Source organism: uncultured Kordia sp. (assembly GCF_947489565.1).
Classification (GTDB): domain Bacteria; phylum Bacteroidota; class Bacteroidia; order Flavobacteriales; family Flavobacteriaceae; genus Kordia.
The window spans coordinates 34,570-52,603 of record NZ_CANLEA010000002.1 but is presented as its reverse complement, the minus strand read 5'-3'; the positions used below and the strand labels follow the sequence as shown (position 1 = coordinate 52,603).

At 34.7% G+C, this 18,034-nt stretch carries 18 protein-coding genes; 1 reads left to right on the top strand and 17 read right to left on the bottom strand.

The features are described 5' to 3' along the window. Positions 1 to 56: 56 nt before the first annotated feature. A complete protein-coding gene (locus Q0845_RS03020; RefSeq protein ID WP_298508973.1) occupies positions 57 to 1,223 on the bottom strand; it encodes an alpha/beta hydrolase-fold protein in 1,167 nt (388 codons plus the stop codon). Between the two features lie 170 nt (positions 1,224 to 1,393). Here Q0845_RS03020 and Q0845_RS03015 point away from each other — a divergent pair, with 170 nt between their 5' ends. Next, a complete protein-coding gene (locus tag Q0845_RS03015) occupies positions 1,394 to 2,086 on the top strand; it encodes a peptidoglycan DD-metalloendopeptidase family protein (protein WP_298508970.1) in 693 nt (230 codons plus the stop codon). On the opposite strand, the gene Q0845_RS03010 is transcribed toward Q0845_RS03015, so the two are convergent. The 16 genes from Q0845_RS03010 to leuC all read right to left on the bottom strand — a co-directional run bounded on the left by Q0845_RS03010 (position 2,078) and on the right by leuC (position 18,028). Then, complete coding sequence (locus Q0845_RS03010) at positions 2,078 to 2,524, bottom strand: SRPBCC family protein (protein ID WP_298508968.1); 447 nt, start codon at positions 2,522 to 2,524, stop codon at positions 2,078 to 2,080. The two genes, Q0845_RS03015 and Q0845_RS03010, sit on opposite strands and share 9 nt — an antisense overlap. Positions 2,525 to 2,542: 18 nt before the next feature. After that, the gene (locus tag Q0845_RS03005) at positions 2,543 to 2,971 is read right to left on the bottom strand and encodes a VOC family protein (RefSeq protein WP_298508965.1); all 429 of its coding nucleotides are present in this window, start codon (positions 2,969 to 2,971) and stop codon (positions 2,543 to 2,545) included. Between the two features lie 108 nt (positions 2,972 to 3,079). Further along, positions 3,080 to 3,937 (bottom strand): linear amide C-N hydrolase, encoded by an 858-nt coding sequence (locus Q0845_RS03000; RefSeq protein WP_298508962.1) that lies wholly within the window; start codon positions 3,935 to 3,937, stop codon positions 3,080 to 3,082. A 2-nt stretch (positions 3,938 to 3,939) separates the two neighbouring features. Next, complete coding sequence (locus tag Q0845_RS02995; protein WP_298508959.1) at positions 3,940 to 4,128, bottom strand: hypothetical protein; 189 nt, start codon at positions 4,126 to 4,128, stop codon at positions 3,940 to 3,942. A gap of 288 nt (positions 4,129 to 4,416) precedes the next feature. Continuing rightward, positions 4,417 to 5,148: a subclass B1 metallo-beta-lactamase gene (gene bla, locus Q0845_RS02990; RefSeq protein ID WP_298508956.1), complete on the bottom strand. Its 732-nt coding sequence runs from the start codon at positions 5,146 to 5,148 to the stop codon at positions 4,417 to 4,419. 10 nt (positions 5,149 to 5,158) lie between these two features. Beyond that, positions 5,159 to 5,737 carry a hypothetical protein gene (locus Q0845_RS02985; RefSeq protein WP_298508953.1) on the bottom strand — a complete coding sequence of 193 codons (579 nt, stop codon included), beginning with the start codon at positions 5,735 to 5,737 and terminating at the stop codon, positions 5,159 to 5,161. A 186-nt stretch (positions 5,738 to 5,923) separates the two neighbouring features. Next, positions 5,924 to 6,466 carry a hypothetical protein gene (locus tag Q0845_RS02980; protein ID WP_298508950.1) on the bottom strand — a complete coding sequence of 181 codons (543 nt, stop codon included), beginning with the start codon at positions 6,464 to 6,466 and terminating at the stop codon, positions 5,924 to 5,926. Positions 6,467 to 6,592: 126 nt separating this feature from the next. Further along, positions 6,593 to 9,649 (bottom strand): hypothetical protein, encoded by a 3,057-nt coding sequence (locus Q0845_RS02975; RefSeq protein WP_298508948.1) that lies wholly within the window; start codon positions 9,647 to 9,649, stop codon positions 6,593 to 6,595. Positions 9,650 to 9,729: 80 nt separating this feature from the next. Further along, positions 9,730 to 10,104: a hypothetical protein gene (locus Q0845_RS02970; RefSeq protein ID WP_298508945.1), complete on the bottom strand. Its 375-nt coding sequence runs from the start codon at positions 10,102 to 10,104 to the stop codon at positions 9,730 to 9,732. A gap of 28 nt (positions 10,105 to 10,132) precedes the next feature. Then, complete coding sequence (locus Q0845_RS02965) at positions 10,133 to 10,498, bottom strand: hypothetical protein (protein WP_298508942.1); 366 nt, start codon at positions 10,496 to 10,498, stop codon at positions 10,133 to 10,135. A gap of 41 nt (positions 10,499 to 10,539) precedes the next feature. Further along, positions 10,540 to 11,139, bottom strand: a complete 600-nt coding sequence (locus Q0845_RS02960; protein ID WP_298508939.1) for a hypothetical protein — start codon at positions 11,137 to 11,139, stop codon at positions 10,540 to 10,542. 580 nt (positions 11,140 to 11,719) lie between these two features. Next, positions 11,720 to 12,376, bottom strand: a complete 657-nt coding sequence (locus Q0845_RS02955; RefSeq protein WP_298508896.1) for a hemolysin III family protein — start codon at positions 12,374 to 12,376, stop codon at positions 11,720 to 11,722. A gap of 412 nt (positions 12,377 to 12,788) precedes the next feature. Further along, positions 12,789 to 14,681 (bottom strand): phosphoglycerate dehydrogenase, encoded by a 1,893-nt coding sequence (gene serA, locus Q0845_RS02950; RefSeq protein WP_298508893.1) that lies wholly within the window; start codon positions 14,679 to 14,681, stop codon positions 12,789 to 12,791. A 242-nt stretch (positions 14,682 to 14,923) separates the two neighbouring features. Continuing rightward, complete coding sequence (leuB, locus tag Q0845_RS02945) at positions 14,924 to 16,039, bottom strand: 3-isopropylmalate dehydrogenase (protein WP_298508890.1); 1,116 nt, start codon at positions 16,037 to 16,039, stop codon at positions 14,924 to 14,926. 10 nt (positions 16,040 to 16,049) lie between these two features. Then, on the bottom strand, positions 16,050 to 16,634 hold the full coding sequence (leuD, locus tag Q0845_RS02940) for a 3-isopropylmalate dehydratase small subunit (protein ID WP_298508887.1): 585 nt from the start codon (positions 16,632 to 16,634) through the stop codon (positions 16,050 to 16,052). A 2-nt stretch (positions 16,635 to 16,636) separates the two neighbouring features. Further along, entirely contained in the window at positions 16,637 to 18,028 is a 1,392-nt protein-coding gene (leuC, locus tag Q0845_RS02935; RefSeq protein ID WP_298508884.1) for a 3-isopropylmalate dehydratase large subunit, read from the bottom strand. Between the last annotated feature and the right edge of the window lie 6 nt (positions 18,029 to 18,034).

Here is an 18,034-nt window from a genome sequence, read left to right as displayed (position 1 = left end):
CATGTAGAATTTTCAAAATGTCAATTCGAGCGCAGTCGAGAATACTTAGAAACGAACTACTCTTCATAACTCGCCAAACGTTCATCAATCCATTCTGAAACGTTTTTATAGTAATTCTCACTTACATCGGCCTTTTGTGCTTCAAGTAGTTTTTTAGTCTTTAAAAAAGCAGGTTTTGCCAAGTCTTTTTTGTTCATTTTATCATACAAATCGCAAATATTCACATGCACTTTTACATCGTTTGGTTTTTTGTCTAAAGCCAGCTTATAAATTTGAATGGCAATTTCATATTTATCCTGATCTCTAAAATCGTTTCCAACAAAATTCAAATAGCCAACACTTGCTTCGTGAATATACCCAAAGACTTCTTTTTGTTGTTTGTTAAATTGAGTAAGCTGCGTTCTTAAATCGCCCTTTTCAGCAAAATCTTCAAATACTTTTTGATCGGCAAAATAGTTTCTGCTCATGCTTATCAAACCATCACAAATAGAAGGTCCTACAATTTGCCAATGTCCCACACGTTCTATAGGTCTTGGTTGCCAAGCAATGGTTTTGTTTGGGTATTTTTTTAGCAGTGAATCAATCGTATTCACATAACCAGCAAATTCAATTTCCCTTCTTCCAACATCGCCATGACTGAAATACAGATATTTTCCAAACGTAGCATTGTTTTTCAATAAGGAATCGGCATGTTTTACAATGACATTGTCTTTATCGCCAAACGAAGGACTGATGCCAATATACGCATCAAACATGTCTCGTTTGTTACTAAAAATAGTATTCCCTACAAAAGCGCCGCCCCAAGAATGACCAAGAATCGTTCTAAAACCATCGGTTCTGTAATTTTTGGCAATCAAAGGAAAGACTTCATTTTTAAGGTGTTCTTGAAGTTTTGAATTTTTAGGGTTAAACTCAGGTCCGCGACTGTCGGAAACCACACCAACCACAATCATTGGTATTACCGAATAATTATCGACCATATAGCCAATATTGCCTTTGGCGGCATCCCAAAATATTTGATGTTGTGCGTCTAAAACGTAGGTTACAGCAAAGTTTGAAATGGTATCTCTGTTGTATCTGTTGGGTAAAAAGACTTTTACTTTGCGTTCTTTTCCAAAAACTTCGGAAGTAATTGTATGTTCAATTTCTGATTTGTCTTGTGCATAACTAACAAATACAAATAACATGATATAAAGAATACTGATTGTTTTGAAGAATTTCATGATGGTCGGTTTTTTATAGCTAACGTTTAAAAATGCGCTTTAATTGTTTAAAAATTAAAGTTTTACAATTTGTTAAACAATCACGGTAATACATTTTTTAAAATATTCGCACTCATACAGACACTGCTTTTCGCTAAAAAATAATGTATTTTTGAAATAAAAATTTCGCAATGATTTCCACTACTTTCGAGCAATTTCTATCAACACTAGGACAGCAATCTTTATATGTGATAGATCAAAACATTGCAAAGTCAGATTATATTCCCTTAGATTTATCTGTGACGAATGAACAATTAAAAACGGTTGATGTTTCTTCTTCTTACACATTGGGACAATATATTAATAGTTATATTGCGATGAATGAAGCAAAAGTAGCTTTTGGTGGATATTTAGAAAAACGCGGAATTTACAATAGAAGCAATTATTTTAACGATCAGAATCCAGTAACGGAACGCAATATTCATTTAGGTTTGGATTTGTGGATTGCAGCTGAAACACCTATTTATACACCTTTAGATGGCGAAGTACATAGTTTTCAAAACAATACTAATTTTGGCGATTACGGTCCGACGATTATTCTAAAACATTGTATTGATGAGGTTGAATTTTATACTTTATACGGTCATTTAAGTGTAGCTTCTATCGAAAACTTATATGTTGGACAAACTTTTGCAAAAGGCGATCAAATAGCTGCTTTAGGTGATGCAAGTGTCAACGGAGATTATCCACCACATTTGCACTTTCAAATCATAAAAGACATGCAAGATTTTTCAGGAGATTATCCTGGTGTATCTTCGCAAAAAGATTTGGAATTTTACAAGCAAAATTGCCCTGATCCGAATTTATTATTGCAATTATTTTAACGTATAATTTTCGGCAAAATCTTTAAATTGATTCATCCATTTTTGACTTTGCTGCTTGAATTTACCCGGAAATAACTTTGCCATCAGTTTAATCATAAAGCCATTAAACTTTGTATACTCAACTTCAGATATGTATTGTGTTTTATGTTCGTCAATTGCTATAAAGCGTGAAGTTTGCGTATTTGTCATATGAATATGTTCGTAAAGTCCCACTTTTTCATTCGGTAAATCGTTGGAAATAATGGTTTCCAATAATTCCATTTTATGTTTCCCGTTGAAAAAAATCTTTGATTTGGCACCTTTTGTATCTGGAGTTCCGCTGATAAGTTCAATACGCTCAAACCCATCTTGCCATTCTTTAAAATACGCTTCATCATTCCAAAGCGCGACTACTTTGGTTATTGGTAAATTTATATCAATTGTACATGTATATTTCATGATAATTTTTTTCTTGGTTTATGCTTCTTCAATAGTATTTCCTTCAGCATCCAATTCCAAAAACGGATTGTATGCAATCTCCCATAAATTATCATCTAAATCGGCAACATAACCGCTATATCCGCCCCAAAAAACCTGTTCAGGTTGTTTGACAATCTTCACATTTTTACTGCTTAAATCGGCAAAAACTTCATCAACTTCTTCTTTTGTGCGTGTATTGTATGCTAAGGTAAATCCTTTAAATCCTGAACCTGTTGGATTAACGGTGGCATCTTCTGCAAGTTTCTCTCTTGGATAGAGTGAGAGTAACACGCCGTTTAACTGAAAAAATGAAATATTTTCGTTGCTAGCATTGGTTAATTTCCAGCCAAATTTTTCTTGATAAAAAGTAGTTGCAGCTTTTAAATCTTGAACGCCTAAGCCAATAATGGTAACTCGTGGTTGCATGGTTTTGTTTAGAATAAATAGTTAACATGAATATCTAACTAAGATATAAATAAACAAGAAAACCACTTCTGAAAAAGCGGTTTTTTATTGTATACTGCAAAGAATCATTTATGCTATTTGTGTTGCCACACCATATGGATCTTCTGTAGGTTCTAAGTTTTCATTAATGCATCCTACATAATTTACATTGATAAATTCACCATCCTTTTCTACTACAAGATCAAGCTTTGTTGCATTAGTATCTGGCAATTTCCCTTTCATTTCTATCCAAACAATATTTGGAGTACGTGCATTGCAGAAATAATACTTTAATTGATGATGATCTGAAAGTGTAGTCCAAATTGTAGGTGCAATATTTGGATGCCCTTTAAATCCTTGCATTCCAATTGGTACAGAAGCATTGGCAACTACTGATTTGGCTTGTGCTAAAGATTCGTGTTCATTTTTAGGGCTTTCTAAATGTTGATAGTAGTATGTTGCTCTTTCAAAACGATCTGAAGGAAATGGTCCTCCAGGAATGGTGTGACTGGGAAACTCATTATTTTCATTCCACTGCCATAACCAGTATTGATTTAAGTGTAATTGAATCTCAAAATTTGGTTCATTGGTCATTACATTGTACTCTTTACTGTAATGTACATGATACTGTCCTTCATACACTTCTACAATAGTGTTATACCCTTTGATATCGGATACCGAAAGGTGAAGTGCGGCAGGTGAATCACTACCAGGAACATCAATCTCTACAAGTTCAATTTCACTGTTTTCAAAAGCGTCTTTGACGTCTTCGGCTGTCTCAAAGTTATCCAATACATATTGTACCCATCTTAATACATTCAATGGTTTATAGGTTTTGTCGCCTTCTAGTTTATAATCAGCATTTTTGTCATACAATACATTGGCAACCAATCCTTTTGAATTAATTCCATCGGAAGCAGCATAGCCTAGCTCGTCATTTCCAACCATGGCTAAATACTACTGTATTTTGAAGTCCAATGCCAATTGGTTAATTCTTCGGATTCTTTTCCGTCTAAAGCATACTTTTTTAATCCACTTTTAAAAGTGTAAATACTTGTTGGAAGTTGGGTTTTCCAGTCCATGTTGCGAGCGGTTGTTAAATACGCTTCGTCTCTGTTGTTGAATACTCTCGTACACATAATGGTAGGTTTTGGTTTATAAATTATAAGGGTAAAAGTACTGTCAGTACGCAGAAGATATTAGGGTACAAATACCTATTTTTATTTTTACGTACATCAAATGGTAGAAACAGGAAGTTTAGCGTGGAAATATAAAAAGTTGTACTGTCGTAGTAAATAATGGAGCTATGGTTCTTAAAAATCTAAAGGTTCTGGATCATCACCTTCATCCCTTTCGTAAATAGTGACAGTTCCTAAAGGTTGTATGGCTTGTAATTTATAGTTTTCTAATGACTCTATGATCAATTGTTATTTGAATAGTTGAATGGTGTAATCTAACAGCTCGGCATTTCCATATTTTCCATGTCCTGGAATTACAATATTCAAAGTAGGGATTTCTTTTTTAATATTTTCCACAGTTGCAGACCATGCATTCACATTAGCATCTTCAAGATTTCCTTTGCCAGCTTTTAATGATTTAATCAAACAACCGCCAAACAATGCTTTTTCGCTTGGAATATAGCCTACAATATTGTCGCTTGTATGACCTTCTCCAAAAAATTGTAATATTACAGTTTCTTCTCCAATGGTAAGTTCAAAAGAATTATTAAAACCATGTTTTGGCATTACTTTTTTTGGGTCTTGTTGAACCAATTCAATGGTTGCATAGTGTGCGTATGATGGTGTTCCATTGTTATGGAATTGTTGCAGTCCGCCTAAACAATCTACATGAAAATGTGTAACAACCACGGCTTTTACGATCTTTTTTTGTTCGTTTTCAATCCAATCAATCAATTCTTTAGAAACAGCATCGTTGGTTGGCGTATCAAACACAATAGCTTCATTCTTATTAAAATAAATCATTCCATTGCAAGGCACATTTCCGAAGTCGTTCGTTTGCAAATAGGAAATATGCATAAATACATTTGGACTTATTTGTTGAATCTTCAAAGTTTCAGAAGCATAATTAGTATTGCCTTTTTTAGCAGGTTTACAACTAAAAAATAGGAATAGGATGATGAGTACACTATACGGTTTCATACTGTATATTTTATTTAAAAAGCGTCGTTGCATATACAATACCAAACATCCAACCTACATATAATATTGTGTAGCTAAACGCATAATTTATGGATTCTAGCAAATTATTTTCAGTCGCTGCTGCCTTTGAAAACACCAAACGCAAGGCTCTAAAAAATACCCAATACAACATGGTTAACAACAATGCTACCGAAAACCAAACTACGGTTTCCAATACAATAAAAAGAACGATAAGTGCAATAGAAATAAGAATCCACAGCACAATTGATACAATGACTCCTTCAATACCGTCACCAACGCTAATACCAGACATATCTGTTGGTTGAAAGTGTTCACTCAGTTTTTTCTTAAACTCAAAACCTTTTAATTTGGGAAAATTATCTTCAATGGAAATGCCTTTATACAGTCCGTAACTCAAAAACACAAACAATACTACGGCTATAATTCCTAAGGAAATATAAAAGTTGTTGGTAATGCTTCTGTGTGAATTAATTCCTGAGAAATACACGGTCAATGCAGTGACAATAATCACGAGTAAAGACACTATAAATACAGATTTCCCTTTAAGGTATGTTTTGCTCGGTTTCATGGAAATGAAGATAAGGAAAATAATGTATTGGTCTAATCTCAAATCTTCTTAAAATACCTTTTTGACTACATTTTAGGAATGATACATAGATACTAATTCTGAACTTAACAAATAAAAAGCTTCTGCCCATTATCTCAATTCAGTTTTTCAACCCTGAAGCTACTTGATCAAAGATGTCTGCTGGCTTTAAATAGTGCTGACAGTAGTATTTGTTTTTCTATATTCTTGATTTAAAATAACTCCATTTATTAGAGTCCATAGGGAAACAGCAAGACCCAATAAAAACCCATTATTTTCTATATATTCATAAGGCATGAATACAAGACCACTTAGAATTGATGCTACTATAATGTGTGTCCATTTTATGAGCTTTTTCAACAGAATCCTTGTGATAAATAAGAAAAGAAAAGCACCTGAAAAACCTGCCAATAGTGTGATATATGGTATTCGTCCTTCCCCAGAAAATAACCATACACTTCCAAAATAAATTCCAACGGAAAGTACCAAGTGAACAAGCTTTAGAAGGTCTGGAGTTATGTCGTGTTTTCTTTTAAAATAACAGGTTGTTAATGGAAATGTAAGTCCAGGTAAAAAAAGCATTAAAAACATAAATAGTCGTTTCGTTGCATCTCCAAAATCTGTAGACCAACAAAACAGAAAATAACATATTGCTAGCAATGTAGAATTTATGAGCGGTTTGTTTTTGTTGTATGCTATTTTTAAATTCATGATTTTTAGCCTTTTCTATTTGAGACTTTATCTCATTCCTAACTGTTTACTATAAAAGTAAGTCAATCATTATAAACCTGCAATACGGTTTTTAGTAAATAAGTATCTCATTATATATACTGACTTTTATAACGAAGGACACGGAACAAATGAAAAACTTCCGCCCATCATTCCTATGAGGTTTTCCAATCCAGAAGCTACTTGTCCAAAGATGCCTAAAACGGTATAGACAATTTCTTTGGCAATAGAACACGCCAGTTCTTGCAAGGCTAAATCGAGTTTGCCATTGATGTCTTTTAAGTTGGCATCCATGATGATGACAGATTCTGTGGCAAACGCGATGAGTTTGACTAGCGTTTTTGAATACACCGCCGCAATACCAACCATGACGCCAGAACCACTTGCGAGTGCTGCCATTCCTAATCCAGCATATAATTTTTCATATTGCTTCATCACTTCTTTTAGTGCTAGCAATTGTTCTTTTGTTGAGGTTGTTCCTCCTCCGGTTTGATCGGGTAAAATACCATACAATTCTCCGGTTTTAGGATGCATGGACCAATACGATGTAGATTTTGACTGAAGATCCACAAACTTTAACTCATGTCCTCTGCTGATATAGCTTCTGTAATAATTATAATTTTCTCCAAAATTTCGATCGCGAATAGCCTCTTTATATGCTTGTGAAGTATGCACGATTAAAGGTTTTCCTTTTAAAGTTTGAAAAGTGCTATTTTCAAAAATCTTGCCTTCTAGGAGTGCAAATTGTGCGGTCTTTTTTGCGGTTTCAGAAAAGGCATTTTGGTTATTCTTTGTGATGCTTACATAGTTTGAACTTCGCACATAGTCAAAAGAAGAAATACTCGTTTTGTTGTACAGACCGGGTTTGGTTTTTAAAATTCCAATTCGATAGCCTGTTGGATAGGTAATAGTGTTTTTGGTAAAAGCGTCTTCTAAAGGTTGCATCACAGAAAGTAAAACTTGGGGATAGGTATGTACTCCTTTAGATAAAGCTTCTATGGCTTTTTTAGTATCGCCTTCTTTTTGCGCTTCAAACCAATCTTGGTTGCTCATCATCGCTTTTAAATATTCTTCCAATCTAATGGATGTTGAAGCGCCTTCTCTTTCAAAACTAATCACGCTATTGCCAAGCATACATTCGTGTACTTCTTGCGCCATTTCCTTTGTGGGACGACTTGAAATGTTTTGATCCCAACCAGCAAGAACTCTGCTATACTTTCGGTCGTAACTAATCTGTATGTCGAGATACAATCCAATAATTCTATTCCCAAGTCCTTCATCAAACAGTGGCGAAAATGTAAAATCATTTTGTCCCGTTTTTTTGGTTTCTACGACACTTACGTTGACAGTATGATGTGTATCGATGTCAAAAGAACTGTAATTAAATTTATAGACAGGCAATGGTAAAGTTTTTAAAAACGCAACAATTTCTGAGACCGTTTTTGCTTGATCTTTACCGTCTAGGACTTCAGCTCCAGTGTTTTTTGCGATATCTTCCACACTTGTATAATCAGGATAAGAGGAGTTATACATTTTAATATATAGTGTTTTAGGACCTTGTTTGAAAATTTGTGCGGTTTCTGGATTGAACTTATCATTATTGTGACCATCTGTAGCAAATAGAATTAAATCATACGCTTGATTTGCAGCTTTCAAATGATCTGTATAAATGTTTGATCCTGTTTGCTTCATGCTCACGACAGCATTCGGATATATCTGTTTTATTTTTTCTTCTAAATCCATTTGAAATTTTTCGGCTCCTTTTCCTCTGTATGCACTTGGCATGCTCAAAGACGTATCGAACATGAATAAAATTTTAGGTGCAATTTTATTTTGAGTCAGGTATCCTTTTACATCTTTGCCATTGTCTTGTATAGAAAAATCATTAGCCAACAGTCCTTCTACAATATTTCCGTCTTTATCTCTTGGTGTAAGTGCTAGACTAACGGTTGGAAACGTTTTCGGATTTGCCTTTACTTCTATCTCAACGATGCTTTTAGCTTTGGTTGATCTTTTATGTTGATCTTCTTGAGTGATAGCAAATGTTGAATCTATGAGTTTATCGGCAGTAAGATTGATCGGTTCTCCCAAAAATGAATGTTCTTCCAAATATGTTGCATCTTTATTTAAATCTTGCAATCCCATGACTGGTGTAAAACTTGAAATGTTAGATACGGTTTTCAATACCGATTCTTCAAAAGACATATTGTTTAGAAAGCCAACTTTTAGCTGATTTCCGATTAGCTGAGAAGCTTTCCAAGTGCCCGTAAGTAGTGGCTTTTTTTCGGAAGTATTAAATGCTGTTCTGTAGCTTAAGGTTACTTTGATATTTTCATCTGGATTCTTAAAACTTCCGACACGCCCAAACTTTTTTGAAGGATTTTTAGGATGCGCTTCTCCAAAAGGAACGGTTGCATCAAAAATGTGGATTAACTGCTCTTGTCCGTCTTTTGTAAAGACAACAGCAGGAATTTGATCTGCGTTAAATTTATATGGTAAAGTATCTTCTTTTTTCTTTTGTTCCTCGCTGAGTTGATCTAATAAGGTTTGTGCTAATTGATCGGCTTCTTCCGTAATATTAGATATGTATTCCACATTTTTAGAGATGTCATTCAGCCCTAATCTTTTTTGCCAATCTTTATATTGACTTTTGGGAATGTTGGGTTGAAAACCGATCTTTTTTTGATTGAACAGTATGTTTTTCACTTCACTTTCTGTCAAAGGAATATTTTCAGATACTACGCGAGCTTCAAAACCTGCTGCGATCAACATATCTTTTAAAATCTCCGCTTTTTCGCGAGGAGAAGCGATACCTGTTCGTAAAGCAACATCGGTTCCGTAGAGTGCTTGACTTGAAAATTTATAACCAAAATAATTTTTGTAATGCGGCACAATGCACAAGCTTTTTTGAACAAATTCCGTAATTTTTTTAGGATCTTTTGTCGCAATCATATGGTTGCGTAAAGCGGGTAAATTATCCGAACTATAGCCCAAAGCTTCAATAATTTCTTGCCATACATTAAAAGGAGCCGCTCCTTTTCCGGGTGCTAAGTTTAAGGGTTTCTTCTCGTCGCTGCAAGCATGTAGTGTAGGGAACAGATAGAGTCCCAAACTACCAAGCATGAGTTGTTTAAAAAAGAGTCTGCGTGAATAGTCGTTTTCCAAGATAATACATTTTATACGTTATGTATTAGTGTTGGATTTGGTTTGGATGTTAACAGGTGGTTTGGTGGAAAGTAATACTTTTATTCTTTTGTCGTTAAAAATTCCACTGCACTTTTCATTCCGTTAAAAAAGAGGTTTGGTCTATTATCTATCAGATTTAAGCATTTGTCCGAATAGGCAATAGCTTTGGGGAAATTCAATGTATGTATAAGAGTTATCGTATTGAAAATATAATTTCCAAACGTATATTCAAGATTGGTAAAGTCAATTATAATTCCCTTGAAGTCATTTAAATTCAATTTTTGAAATAATTCATAAAGACTTTCATAAATGAATTCACCTTGTTCATTTCCTTTACTACCTGAAAAAGATCTTCCTACGAATTTGACCAACAATAAATTCAAGTCAGTTTTCTCATAAGAGAATGCAATTCCATTATAATTATTCTTTTTCAATATTTTACCTATTAATGTTTCGTGTTGATTAATTAGCAATATCAAATTCTTTGTATTTCATTCTCTTAACATCATTGTATTTCTCAACCCAATGTCCATTTTCAATTTTTTGGACAATTAAACCTAGTCTGAGTTTATTTTTGATAAGGTTTTGTACGATACTTTTTAAGTCAATATCCATTCCTTCATACTGAAGTTCAGTTCCAAATCCACCTTTTACTTCAAAAGCGTGATAATTAAAAGCAAACTTGATATTTTTCCTCAACAACTCTTCACAGATTATCAATCTAAAATGGTCTTCCAAAGTTTCTTCATACATTCCTTCTCCTTGAAAATTAAATATTGTTCTTGTCGGAATACTAAACCTTAAACGCTTTTTATTTTCCTTATTCATTATTGAATTTATGTAGGTTTAAATGATTTGAAGTCTAAAAATTATTGTGCAATTATTTCATAAGGTGTTTTCGGGAAACCGAAAAGAATTGCTTTTTCGTTGGTAACTTCCTTAATTCCAATAAGAGTTTGTCTCTCTCCATTTTCATAGCGTGTAGCAAAATAAGTTCCTTGTAAGTTTTCTAATAGTAGTTTTTCTCCTTCTCTATTTAGCCTTTTGTTAATTTCTTTTATTACAGGACTATCTAGTTCTTTATTGAATATGAATGAAATTTTCTCATTATTCCATTGCGCAGTGAATTCAAGTTTTTGAATTTCCTTTGCGGTTAATTCTGTTTTTGTTGGAGCAATCCTAACATAGTCCGTAACATATTCATAATCTTCTGTAATAGATGCTGTTTCACTTAGGACAGTATGCATTTTTCCTTTTCTAAAAAAGCGCACTCGATGTTCGCTAATAAACTCGTATTTTGATTCAGACAGTTTTTCACTCCATTTTTTTGCCTGTTTTGATAGCTCATCAGCATTTTTTTGCTCTACATCATAATGAATAATTTGATCGTTTTCAAACTCGATAAAACTTGGTTGAGTGTACTCATCACCTTTTTTAATCTTCAACCATGTGCCTTTTAGTGTATTCATTTTTTTAGCTTTCTAGATGAAACAGAAAATTTATAGAATCATCTCATTTTGTATAAATGTAAAATAAAGATGGCGCATATGCAATGTAGTTTCCCATGAAACAATGCAATTTATCCATAAAAGCCATCCCGAAAGCTTCTCGCAGCACTGAAGCAATATTTCAAATAGACTCAATAATACATTACATAGAAGACACGCCCAAAATACAATAAGAACGGAATTCCTGAAAACAGTAAAAACATAGTCACAGCATCTTCACTAGAAATCACCGCGCTTATATATGAAAATACGAATACTAGTAACCCAAGAATAGTGCATCAACGTTTCCATGATTTTTGCGAAATAAACAAACTTAAAATGATGATGATTTTTCCAAGAAAGGAGCTTAAAACTCTCAAAGGAATTAGATTTTCAAAGCCACTAAAATCTAATTCTCCTGTATATAATAAATAAGGGAAAAGCACATCTGTAATCTCCAAAAAAGCCATTCCATGTACCAGCAACAATGATGATGAAACTATGAAAAAATAATAGTAATGATTTTGGCGTTTCGGAGTTGTTTTATAGAAAAGGATGGATTTCACAAAGGCAACACATAAAAATACACACTCACAAAGTGACAAATACTTCCCGCTAATACAAACACATGAAAGATAGCATGATTCAACGGAAGTTTTTGAATGCTGTATAAAACAGCGCCAATAGTATAAAAAACGCCGCCAGCGAGCAACCAAAATAAACCTTCGCTCGAAAAGTTAGCAATCAATGGTTTGATGGCAAAAATGATAATCCAACCCATAAAAACATACATTAAGGTAGAAAGCTTGTCAAATTTACCCGTAAAGAACAGTTTTAAGGTAATGCCAATGAGGGCAAATCCCCAAACGAGTCCAAAAATAGTCCAGCCAACAACACCTTCTAAAGTCACCAATGCAAAAGGCGTGTAGGTTCCTGCAATGAGTACATAAATAGCAGCATGATCAAAAATTCGAAGTCGGTTGCGCACCAAAGGTTTTGTGGCTTTGTGATATAGAGTAGAAGCAAGGTATAATACAATAATACTCACACCGTAAATGCTAAAACTTACTACATGCACTGGAGTACCATTTTGCACGGCATGTAGCACTAAAAAAATCAAGGCAACAACTCCTAAAATAATACCAATACCATGCGAAATGATATTGAGTTTTTCTTCAAATGGAGAATAATAATACGCGCCGTCCTTTTCTGCTTTCATCTGCCAACCAATTTGAAACAAAGATACATTACTTAAATTAGATGTCAAGCCTTAAAGACTGACCTTATTATGTGTAAATTACTACTTAAGTATTTTATCATTTCGAAAGAATAAAACTACTTTATGTATAGTTAAACAGAAGTTATTTTTTTGTTTAAAACATTTTTTTTTGATTTCTTTATAGGAATCAATTAATTAAAAATGAATAGTATGGAACAACAAAACAGCGCTTTACGCACGACTTTTATCAAAGCATTGAGCAAAGAAGAATTACTAGAAATTAAAGGTGGTTACGATCCTTGGGCAGATGGTACGCCGGAACCTTAGAGATTGAAGTCAACTAAAGTTTAAAAATCAAAAAGCTACCTTTTTATAGAGGTAGCTTTTTTTAATATATATTACTAATATTTGTTTAATACAAAATTCTAAATTTAATAGTGTCCTCAATCTTCTTTAATGCTGAGGTTACTTTTTTGTTGTATTCTTTATCTACATCTACAATTACATATCCTACTTTACTGTCGGTAGATAAGTATTGTCCTGTAATGTTTAATTCGTATTTGGCTAAAACCTTGTTGACTTTTGCCATAACTCCAGGCACGTTTTTGTGAATGTGCAAGAAACGATGTGCATTGGTTTGTCGCGGCAAACGAATGTTTGGAAAATTGACAGCATCTACCGTATTTCCAGAGTTGATGTATGCCATAATTTTATTTGGAACGAAATCGGCGATATCACGTTGCGCTTCTTCGGTGCTTCCACCAACATGTGGCGTTAAAATCACATTGTGCAATCCTTTTAAAGCCGTTTCAAAAGCACCATTGGCTCTTGGCTCTGTTGGATATACATCAATGGCAGCTCCAGCAACCTTTCCGCTTTCTAAAGCCGCTTTTAAAGCGTCAATATCGACCACAAAACCTCTTGCCAAATTGATCAATAAAGAACCATCTTTCATTTGGGCAAATTGTTCTGTACCAAAGAAATTTCTGTTAGCAGCATTGTCATCTACATGCAAAGAAACCACATCTGAAATGGAGAGTAATTCTTCTAGAGATTTACATTTTTGCGCATTTCCGAGTGCCAAACGGTCTTCAATATCATAATAGAATACTTTCATTCCCATGGCTTCCGCTAAAACCGATAATTGCTTTCCGATGTTTCCATAACCTACAATTCCAAGGTTTTTTCCACGGACTTCGCGCGAACCTTTGGCGGTTTTATTCCACTCTCCGTTGTGCAATTCGGTACTTCTAGGAAATACACTTCGCATCAACATGATAATTTCTCCAATAGCCAATTCTACTACCGAACGCGTATTGCTATACGGTGCATTAAACACCACAATTCCGTTTTCTTTACAGGTTTCTAAGTCAATTTGCTTGGTTCCGATGCAGAAGGCACCAACAACCAACAATTTCTTAGCCGCAGCAATTACTTTTGGAGTTACTTTTGTTTTGGAACGAATTCCTAAAACATGAATATCTTTTATTTTTTCGATTAAATCTTCTTCAGAAAGACTGTGCGATAAAATCTCTACACTAAAACCATCATCTGCCAAACGATCAAAAGCGTCTGAGTGAATGTTTTCGAGCAGTAATATTTTGATTCTATTTTTTGGGTACGAAATGTTTCTCGGTAATTTATTTACAAATAGAAACTCGTCTAAATTTGGTGTTACGTGATCGGCTTTGTTCACCGCTTTTTCACGTGCTACATTTTCGGTAAAGGCAAAAAACTTATCGGCAACTCCAGCTTCTCTAGTTACATAATCGCTATAACCATCGCCAATTACTTGAATTTCTCCATCCAAATTCATGTCTTTTAAACACTGAATTTTTCCATTGTGTTGCGATAATACATTCTCAGCATCAAATCCTGTAATATACCCTTCAGCATCAAAAGTAAATGTATTAGCATACACACGATCGGCAGGAATATTATAGTCTTTTACAATGGGATCAATAAATTCTTTAAATCCGCAAGAAACCACATAAATATCTGCTGAAAATTTTTCGAAAAACTCTTTATTGCTTTCAATGGATGAGGACAGTTGTAATCGCAATTTTGAAATCAATTCGTCCAAGTTAGATTTGTGCGCTTTCAATAATTTGATACGTCTTTCCAAGGACTCTGTAAACGAAATTTCTCCGTCAATTCCCAAGTTGGTAATTTCTTGAATTTCGTCAATAATTGCTTCTTTTTTAGGATTATTAGCCAAAGTAATTTCAGCCAAAACATCCAACGCTTCTACACTGGTAAGCGTACTGTCAAAATCGAAAATATAGTTTTTCTGAACCGTTTCCATGTCGTCATTAAATAAGTGGTAAAAATATTAAAATCATTCTGTAAAAACCATGTCTTTGAAGACATTCCATTAACAATTCTAATAGTTTTGTTGATAAGCTACCTTCTAGCTTTCAGATTGAAAGTTTTATGTGTGATTTGTGACTTTTTGTTATTTTTTTGAAACAACTTTGCAAGACATGTTTGAAATAGAAAACATTCCCCTTCTAGCATGGCGAAAGGGAATGTAAGCACTCTAAAACACTAAATAATGGTAGATTGTCCAACTCGGATGTTTCCAGAGTTGATATGCAAGGCATCTACGTTTTCAATAAATTCTTCAATAAAAGTTCCTACGTTTTGGGTGGAGTATCCTCCATTTGCATTGAGATCAGGCGTGCAAATTTCAAGATCAATAGCGCGTTCTACGGCTTCACGAATCGTGTCTGCTTCTTCTGCTAATCCAAAATGATCTAGCAACATAGCTGCCGATAGGATAGAAGCAATCGGATTGGCAATACCTTTTCCTGTAGCTTGTGGATACGAACCGTGAATAGGCTCAAACAGCGCATATTTTTCTCCAACCGAAGCAGAAGCCAATAATCCAATAGATCCACCAATGACACTGGCTTCGTCAGAAATGATATCACCAAACATATTTTCGGTCAAAATCACATCAAACTGACTTGGATTGAGTACCATTTGCATGGCCGCGTTGTCTACAAATAAAAAGTCGAGTGTAACGTCTGGATATTGTGAAGCCATCGCAGTCACTACTCTTCTCCACAAACGAGAAGTTTCGAGTACATTGGCTTTGTCAACTAAAGTTAATTTTTTACTTCTACTTTGTGCTGCTTTGAAGGCAAAATGTGCAATGCGCTCAATTTCTTCTTTGCTGTACGAACATAAATCCGAAGCAGCAGTTCCATCTTCATTTAAAGTTTTTTCACCAAAATAAATTCCACCCGTCAATTCGCGATAAATAGCAATGTCTGTATTTTGGATGATGTGTTTTTTTAGTGGCGATTTGTCCAATAAGGTATCATAGGCTTTTACAGGACGAATATTTGCAAACAAACCTAACGCTTTGCGTAAGGCCAATAAACCTTGTTCTGGACGCACTTTTGCATCTGGATTGTTGTCGTATTTTGGATCGCCAATAGCTCCAAATAACACAGCGTCTGCGTCTAAACACAGATCCAATGTTTTTTGTGGTAATGGATTTCCTGTAGCATCAATAGCAACCGCACCAACCAATGCATTTTCAAAGGTGAATGTGTGTTGATATTTATCTGCAATCGCAGTTAATATATTTATGGATTGTGCCGTTACTTCTGGCCCAATTCCATCGCCTGAAAGGACTGCAATGTGTATGTTCATAACTAATTATTTAGTATATATGTTGTTGTTCAAATGCTTCAATTTTTGATAAGTTATTGACTAAAAAGTCAATATCGTCATATCCTTTTTGTAAGCACATTTTTTTGTATGGATTGATGTCAAATGAAGCTTTTTCACTTTCAAAAGCAATGGTTTGTGCTTCTAAATTTACTTCAATTTGAGTGTTTGGGTTTTCTTGAATTGCTTGTAAAAGCTTTGCTAAAAATTCTGGAGTTACTTGAATTGGCAATACATGATTGTTCAATGCATTTCCTTTAAAAATATCTGCATAAAAACTAGAAACAATCACGTTAAAACCAAAGTCTTTTAATGCCCAAGCAGCGTGTTCACGACTCGATCCGCAACCAAAATTATGTCCAGCTACTAAGATAGAACCCGAATATTGTTCGTGATTTAAGACAAAATCAGTGTTGACGCTTCCATCTTTTTGATAACGCCAATCTCTAAATAAATTTTCGCCAAATCCTGCTCTGCTAGTCGCTTTTAAAAAACGTGCAGGAATGATTTGATCGGTATCTATATTTTCTACAGGTAATGGATACGCCGTAGAAGTAAATGTGTTGAATGTACTCATAACTAAACTTCTTCTAAAATTGGAACGTTAACATCTACAATTTTTCCTGCAATGGCAGTTGCTGCGGCTACTAACGGACTTGCTAATAGTGTGCGTGAACCTTGTCCTTGGCGTCCTTCGAAGTTTCTGTTGGAAGTAGAAACACAGTATTCGCCATCAGGAATTTTATCATCATTCATGGCCAAACACGCCGAACAACCTGGCTGACGTAGTTTGAAACCTGCATTTTCAAAGATTTTATCCAAACCTTCTTCTTGTATTTGTTTTACGACCAATTGTGAGCCTGGCACTAACCAAGCATTGATATTTGGTGCTTTTTGTTTTCCTTTTACATAGTTGGCAGCAACTCTAAAATCTTCAATACGTGAATTGGTGCAGCTTCCTATGAAAACATAGTTTACTTGTTGTCCTAGTAAAGAAGCTCCTTTTTCAAAGTTCATGTACTGCAATGATTTTTCTAGGTTGGCATCGTTATCCGTTGGAATGTTTTCAGTCAACTGAATTCCCATACCCGGATTTGTTCCAAACGTAATCATTGGTGTAATATCTGATGCATGGAAAAAATATTCCTTGTCAAAAGTTGCGTCTGCTTCTGTTTGTAATGTTTTCCAGTATGCCACTTTTTTGTCAAAATCGTCACCTTGTGGTGCAAATTTCCTTCCTTTTATGTATTCAAAAGTAGTTTCGTCTGGAGCAATCATTCCACCACGAGCGCCCATTTCAATACTCATATTGCAAACGGTCATTCTTCCTTCCATAGACATGTTTTCAAACACTTCGCCTGCAAATTCTATAAAATGCTCTGTTCCGCTATCGGTTCCTAATTGTGAAATGATATACAAGATGACATCTTTTGGAAGCACATTGTTTTGCAAACTTCCGTTCACGGTAATACGCATCTTTTTAGGCTTCGTTAATAATACGGATTGACTTGCGAATACTTGTGCTACTTGACTGGTTCCAATACCAAATGCAATAGCGCCAAAAGCACCATGCGTTGAAGTATGACTGTCACCACAAACTAGCGTCATTCCAGGTTGCGTGATGCCCAATTCAGGCGCCATTACATGTACAATACCATTGTATTGATGTCCTAGTGCATAGAGTTCAATATTGTGTTCGTCGCAGTTTTTTTGAAGTTGTTGTAATTGGTTTCGCGACAATTCATCTCTTACTGGCAAATGCTGATCTACTGTTGGTGTATTATGATCGGCAGTGGCTACAATTTGTTTTGGTCTAAAAACCGGAATGTTTCGCCTTTTTAATTCGTTGAATGCTTGCGGACTCGTTACTTCGTGAATTAAATGCTTGTCTATATATAAAATTTGTGGACCATTAGGAATGCTGTCAACAACATGTATGTCCCATACTTTATCAAATAATGTCTTTTTCATATCAGC